Below are 7,074 nucleotides of genomic sequence, written 5' to 3'. Positions count from 1 at the left end.
CTTGCAGTCCTTAAAAGAGCTGAGGAAATTGGGAGCGCCGCTAAAGCCTACCGATACTTTGGCATACCAAGGTCAACTTATTTCAGATGGCGTAAAGCGTACGTTGAACATGGTGAGCAAGGGCTCATCAATAAGAAGCCAATCCCCGGCTCGCATCCAAATCAGACCCCTATGGAGGTTGTCGAGAAGATCCTGTACTTGCGAAAGAAGTACCACCTCGGTCCAATCCGTATCATGTGGTATATGGCACGATATCATGATTTAAGGGTCTCTGATGCAACCATATCCAGAGTTCTGAGCGACACGGTGTCAGTCGATTGCCGCGTAATGTGGGGCGGCGTAAGGTTCATACCAAACGATATGAGAAGCAGGTGCCAGACCACCATATCCAGATGGATGTCAAGTTCCTGATATTCAAGGGTAAAGACGGTAGAAAGATCAAACGATATCAGTATACTGCGATCGATGTTGCAACACGTGTACCCGGAGAACTATTTGCTAAGTTCCAAACGTCATTCTATAGCGATCTAGCGGATGCTGCGTTAAAGGCTTCGAGGGAGGAGTGTTATAACTATGTCTAGAACTATTCTCGATAATAAGTATCGTACCGTCAAAGTTCTTGGTGAAGGCGGCTTTGGGGAAGTATGGTTGGCAGAAGATAGCCTGATTGATGGACGCCTAGTTGCGATCAAAGTGCTCAAGAATATAAACATTGATGATGTCTCTCCCCTAATTGAAGAGATACAATACCTCTCCTCTTTTGATCATCAAAATATTGTCAAATTTTTACATCATTTTTATGAAAATGAACGACTTCATATTGTAATGGAATATTGCTCTGGCGGGAGTTTAGCTGACTTTTCTCGTGGTAAAATCGGTACCGTACAGGTGTTCTCTTGGGGTAAAATTCTTACTGACACTTTTAGAGAAATTCATGGAAAAGGTATCGTTCATCACGATATTAAACCTCAAAATCTTTTAATCACTAAAGACGGCAAGGTGAGAGTTGCTGATTTTGGCATTGCCAATCGAAATTGGGGGACTCCTATTTATATGGCACCTGAGCTTTCCCTTGCAGGGAGAGTCGCAGAAAATGATGAACGTATCGATATTTACGCGCTTGGTATCTCCTTATTGGAATTGTTAATTGGAGAAAATCCTCTTCTAGAGTATTCTGGGGAGGATTTACTGCAAGCAAAAATCGACCACAATTTTATTCCACACGAATTGGATCGCTGGGTTCAAGAAATATTATTGAAAGCGACTCATCCAACACCCGAACAACGATTTCAAACAATGGAAGACTTTGGCAATGCTATTGGAGCCCGAAAAGTCTCCTTTATTTTTGACGGGAATCAAATAAAAGCTCAAAATATTGCTGAGAGTGCACAAAAACTTTTGACTCGAAAGAAATGGAAAACTGCTGAGAAAAGATGTCAGAAGGCATTACACATTGCGCCGGATTGTGTGACTGCACTTATGACGGCTGGACGCATAGAATTGATGCTGAAGAGGACACAGATTGCGAAGGAATATTATTCTCGAGCACTGAAAGTAAATCCACGGGTTAGGGTTCAGAAAGAGTTGGGATGGATTGCATTAGAAGAGGGATATTATCCCCGAGCAATTTCGATGTTAACTGATCATCTACAGCGTGAATCTACGGATTTTGAGGCATACAATTTATTACTGCGGTGCTTTTATGAAACAGAACGGTTTGAGATAGGTGAACAGCTAGCGGATTCAATTATAGCGCAAGGGGCGACCAACAATTGTTTCATCAATAATCGGTTTTTGTTTCGATTGTTAGAAAAAGACGTTCCCGACGATGATTTGGATGACAACGATAAGGATAAAATTTCCAACCCTTTCGCAAAATTTAACTTTGAAATAGCTACTGAGAATCCCTCTAGTTGGAATATACGAGGAAAACCTCCTTTAAAATCTAAGTTATTGTTTCAAGATTATAGATTTGGGGACACTAGAATAAGTAAGAAAAAAGATGGGGTGTGCCTCAAGTTCGATGATGAATCCCGTGCCTCACTCCAAATGTCTCTCATTACGATTGGGAGATTGGATTCTAACTACATTCAATCTGACCAGAGTGGAACCAGTCGGCGTCACGCCGTAATTTTGAATTTTCCAGATGACGTTTGGATTTATGATTTAGCTAGTGTAACTGGGACGATGGTAGATGGCCGCGCCATTCGCAGTAAAGTTTTTTTGGATGGAGTTCACAGGATTCAGGTCGGAACCAAAAATATTGAATTGGCGATTAAAGAAAGTCTGTTGATATAATTCATAATAGGGAATTGTTAATAATTGCCTTTAGTGTCTGACCGAAAACTAAGTTGAGTGGTATTAGCAGTTTAGCTTGACGCTACCCGAAGTCATTGATGCTGTGAAAGTAACAAAATTTTTACAAAGGATCGATAATGTAGACTGATACCACTCGCGCGCAACATGCCCGCAAAGGGCAGCGTTTGCCAAGCGATTTAACCGATGATGAGTGGGACGTGCTGGAGCCGTTCTTCTCGCCGCCGTCTGATGTTGGCCGTCCACGCAAATGGCCCACTACGGATAATAGTCGATGCTCTATGTTTGCGAATAAAGAAACCTTGTTCGCGAAATTCGGTCAGTTGACGGAGCTACGGAATAGCATCGCGCACAACAGAACTGTTGACGAAGTAACAAGAAAAGAAGGAGAGGCTGCGGTAATTTGGTTTCGTCAGGTGTTGGGGAAGTAGAAGATACTTCCTCTTTCATCATTGGTCATAGTGAAATTCAATTTACACGAAGAGTCCCACGAGATCGTACATTCTTACGGCTATTGCTCTCTCGCGACCACAGTGTCGTAAAGGCCATAGTGCGAAAGCCCTTTGTGGCTTTCAATCCCAGTATACCGGAGCGAGGCATCCTCATAGCGACGAAATGCGAAAACGGCTTGATTCATATGCTCGGTATTAAACACCCTCAAACGGACAAGCAGATGAAAATCCTGAACCGTGAGCCCAGTAACGGTTAGGAACAAGTCCGGTTCAATTTTGGTGATGACATCGCGGAGTGTGTTCTCCCGAAAATCCGTGAGATACATAAAAGCTGGGATACGGGTTGCAAACTTAATTAACTTTTCTTGAACGAGTTTGCGCTTCGATTTATATTCCCTTTCTTCAGCGGTAAGTTCTTTTTTTTCTTTGTCCGTCAAGTCGTGCTCTTTGGCCTTATTCTTGAGGTCTTTAACTTTGTCGCTCTTATTGATTATTGTCTCAATCACATTGTCGCCTAGCGCACGCCACCCTTCGATACTCTCGACCGCAGCCATGGCCTCGGCGTTATCCATGATCCGTCGCAGCGTGTCGTTGTCCACGTTCACAAGAAGTGCGCTCTCCCACTTACGCGCTAATAATGTTGCTGAGGTACCTGCCATCGCGATATCGAGGATCCCGCCGGCGTCAATCTGGGTCATGTTTGCACCGTCATAGGCCAGAACAGGTAGGAACGAAACGAGGTCCTTCACCGCATTCTCCGGATTGGGCTCATTGGGTGACAAACCAATACCGTATTCAGAAAGTTGACGGAGTGCGCGCGTTGGCGCAAAGTCAAAAACAAAACAGATAGGTTTGAGGATTTCTTCTTCGTTTGGGTTGGTTCCGTTGGGGTTTCTTATGGACCAGGGCGACTGCACCCGAAACGCTGCCTGAAAATAGGTTTCCGGTGACTTTAGGTTACGCAGCATCAAAATTGATGACCATTGAGAAACCGTGACACCGGTAGTGAGTTTTCCGCAGGACAGCGTTATGGTTTTGGTATCAAATCCACTGCCGACTGCCGTGCGCACCGGCGGCAGTGCTTCTAACCCAATTCCTGCCGAAGCCCCAGCCGACACCACAAGCTTATATTCGTGCCAAAACGTGTTGTGCTTTTCCTTCAATAGATTTGCTATTGCATGGCAGCCTGCGACGTTTGGTAAAAACCAAAATGAATGTTGAAGGTAAGGCAATAAACGTACATCTGAATAAGGAAAAGGTGGCCGCGCTCCAGTCTTAAGACTTTCTACTGTTGCGGGAGCGTACTGCCCTCGAATGATATCCAGCCACTTCTGGACGTCGCTCTTGTGTTTAAACTGCGCTTCTTTACCTGTCCCAGTAGCCGTGAAGAACTCATTTAAGTCGAACTCATCAAACTCTCCCGCACTTGCGACCGTTAACAACTCATCAGGCATTTGGTATGTCAGCAACCGCATCTGTGGCAACGCGCCGTAGGGGTTCCATTCGCTAGGATGGTTTCGGGCAAACTCTGCCTTGGCTCTCTGCTCGTCCGTGTACGTCCAGTTAAAGATTTGCTCTTCAATGAATTCACCTGTTGCCAGCGCTTTGAAAGGCGTCCCAGAAAGATAGAGATAGGCCCGCGTAGTGATGGGGAGAAACTCACTTTCCTTCTGAGACAGAACAGTAAGGTCCTCGTTTACTTCATCCAACCCGGCTGCATACTCAAGCGTAGTCTCCTTCTTTGAAACCGCCGCATCCTCACCTTCGAAGAGCTCTTTTGCGGTATCTCGCCACGCGCCGAAATGATATTCGTCGAAGACGACGAGGTCCCAATTGATTTGGTGGAGCCACTCATTCTTCGGCTTTATATTTCCTGCTGCATCGCGACCCAACAGGTCCTGAAATGAGCCAAAATAGACGACTGGTTTTGCACTGTCGATTTGAGTCGGGTCACCACCAGAATTTTTAGATAGATATTGCCAACCATCAAAGTCTACGTGACTCTCAAGGTCTGTCTGCCAAGCATCTTCTACAGCAGGTTTGAAAGTCAGCACGAGCACACGCTTTGCGCCAATTCTTTTCGCTAATTGATAGCTTGTGAAGGTCTTCCCGAAGCGCATCTTCGCGTTCCAGAGGAAGCGAGGAACTGCGTGTGCATCTTCCGACCAGCGAGACAAAAAATACTCATGCGTCACGATTACCGCATCGGATTGCTCTTGGCGCATGGGGAAAGACTGGTGACGATTGCCACTAAGCTTTTTCCCTGTCCGAATCTCGGAGAGTACGGTTTTTAAATCACTGATCGTGCAACGCATCCATTCTAGTTCACTGTTCACAAAGCCTTTCCTGGCAAGCGCGGCACGCACTTCATGATCGGTGAAGACAGTTCCATCGTCTCGTTCAGCAGGTTCGTCCAATTCAATACGATAGTTCTTGATGGCTGCCGTCTTAAGCTGCTCAGCTACACGCCGTTTTACGTCGCGAGTAGTTTGCCCGACCTTGAGAAGGTCCGCATGCGCGTTATCATCAATCGAATAGGCATATATGCGCGGGCGCGCCTCGGGCTTTGGAGCAAGAATTTCTTCAATAGACCTACTCATCAGCCTGGCCCATTGGACGGATCATGCTGTTAATAAACGCAATTTCCTGCTCCGAGATGTCATATTTCTCGTATAGCATCTCATCGGTCCAAGTCTCATCCCAAGACTGCTGCGGAACCCACGAGTATGTTGATCGCAAAGCGTGCTGCGTAATCTTTCTTAGCGACACGAGAAAGCGAAAGAATCGGGTTCTATAGTAACTAGTAAAACTCTTGGCATCACGCTCTGATATAAACGGCGAGACTACCAAATATGACTGCGTACATGCCGAAGGCGGCGCGGCGACAATTTCCTTACCAAGGATTTGGTGTGGGAAATTTTCTCCCGCTCCGTAAGCTTCTGGGACTAATACTTTCCATACATCAATCTCGCCCATGTTTTTTCGGATTTTTTCCCGTTCAATAAAGCCAGTAGAGCGCTTTCCGCGGCTGATCAGATGAAGCGCTATTCGTCCAGCTCCGTCCTTCTCGCTCCACTCCGAGAAATTTGTTGCTATACCGAAAGGAGTATCACCGGATACGAGTTCGACCATTGAAGGCTCGTTCTTTGCCAAGACCTTCCTGAGAATTGCCACCGCACGCTCATCACGGACCAATACATCAAACTCGCCCAACTGCCGATTCTTTTGAAGACCTTCAACACCTCCTGATACCTGCGTAATGTCGCAACCTCCGTTGTGAGATGCGTCCCAAAGGAAGTAACAGACTCCTCCCTTGATTTGAACTCCCGGAAACGCGTCACCAGAATCGCGATAGTCTGAGAGACGGCGGAGCTGCCCGCTATTGAGCATTTCCTTTCGAAATTCGTCGAGGCCTCGTCCGCCAGCAAGCCAGCGAGATGGAATCACCATTGACAAATACTTGGGCTCAAGCTTTTTCGCCTGCTCAACAAAGAGGTGATAAATGGAAGAATCACTTGAGCCACCCGCCCCACCCTTCATCTGATATGGGGGGTTACCTATAATAACGTCAAACTGCATGTTGCCTCCAAATAACTCGGCAACCCGAGCCTTTATGTTGTCGGTGTGGATGAACGCATAGGCATAATTTTCACGCCCTTCGTCACGGTCCAAAATTACTTTAGGTGCACCACAGAACTCACACTTCGTCTCGCCCCAAGCGTGCTCTGTGCGTTCAAACCAAATATTACCTGCGTCGTTAGAAAAGCTTGCGGCTATTGAATGTTCGCTGTTGGCATGCTTCGAGCAATATACACTCCGCCGCGCCAGCAGGCTGGTCAACTTGGTGATACCAATGCCGAATACCTGCTTAGTAAGTATATGATCGACACGCTCTTGAATGTCTGGAAACTCGCTGGCCAGTCCCAGGGTGAGACGTCTGGTAATCTCGCGAAGGAAAACTCCCGATTTCGTGCATGGGTCGAGAAATGTCACATTCCCGTCAGCCCAAATGTCTGCACCACTATGGTCAGCCGCCCAACTCTCAGCCAAATCCTCCAGCATACGGTTTGCAAGTTCAGGCGGCGTAAAGACTTCGTCATTCGATAAGTTCGCAATGCAGGTCAGCACATCGGGGTTGCGCCCGCGCAGGGCAAAACTAGCTTGCATTGAACCGCCCCGGGATTGCCGGAGGCAATTTTGTTTAAGTTACGCTGCCATATCGGTTTCGTCCAGCATGGCGTAATAGTTTTTCTCGGCTTCTACAGGCGGGATGTTGCCGATGGGCTCAAGCAGTCTTTTGTTGTTG

The 7,074-nt window shown here is 46.7% G+C and carries 3 protein-coding genes and 1 pseudogene; 2 read left to right on the top strand and 2 right to left on the bottom strand.

The window, feature by feature from the left end; translation table 11 throughout:
• Positions 1-482 (top strand): annotated as a pseudogene (locus tag ACESNI_RS12260) (helix-turn-helix domain-containing protein); the annotation flags it as partial.
• Positions 483-573: 91 nt separating this feature from the next.
• Positions 574-2,298 carry a protein kinase gene (locus ACESNI_RS12255; RefSeq protein ID WP_373087115.1) on the top strand — a complete coding sequence of 575 codons (1,725 nt, stop codon included), beginning with the start codon at positions 574-576 and terminating at the stop codon, positions 2,296-2,298.
• A 529-nt stretch (positions 2,299-2,827) separates the two neighbouring features.
• On the opposite strand, the gene ACESNI_RS12250 is transcribed toward ACESNI_RS12255, so the two are convergent.
• Together ACESNI_RS12250 and ACESNI_RS12245 are read right to left on the bottom strand one after the other, a co-directional pair.
• Positions 2,828-5,368: a DEAD/DEAH box helicase family protein gene (locus ACESNI_RS12250; RefSeq protein ID WP_373087113.1), complete on the bottom strand. Its 2,541-nt coding sequence runs from the start codon at positions 5,366-5,368 to the stop codon at positions 2,828-2,830.
• Complete coding sequence (locus ACESNI_RS12245; RefSeq protein ID WP_373087111.1) at positions 5,361-6,935, bottom strand: Eco57I restriction-modification methylase domain-containing protein; 1,575 nt, start codon at positions 6,933-6,935, stop codon at positions 5,361-5,363. The genes ACESNI_RS12250 and ACESNI_RS12245 overlap by 8 nt, the downstream gene beginning before the upstream one ends.
• Positions 6,936-7,074 lie beyond the last annotated feature (139 nt).

This window comes from Sneathiella sp. (genome assembly GCF_041689005.1).
Lineage (GTDB): Bacteria > Pseudomonadota > Alphaproteobacteria > Sneathiellales > Sneathiellaceae > Sneathiella.
Note: the sequence above shows the minus strand (reverse complement) of the source record. Positions and strands in the feature narration are given on the sequence as shown.

Excerpts from the sequence above, each read along its gene's own strand:
- ACESNI_RS12255 (WP_373087115.1), top strand. The coding sequence starts at position 574 with ATGTCTAGAACTATTCTCGATAATAAGTATCGTACCGTCAAAGTTCTT.
- ACESNI_RS12250 (WP_373087113.1), bottom strand. The coding sequence starts at position 5,368 with ATGAGTAGGTCTATTGAAGAAATTCTTGCTCCAAAGCCCGAGGCGCGC.
- ACESNI_RS12245 (WP_373087111.1), bottom strand. The coding sequence starts at position 6,935 with ATGCAAGCTAGTTTTGCCCTGCGCGGGCGCAACCCCGATGTGCTGACC.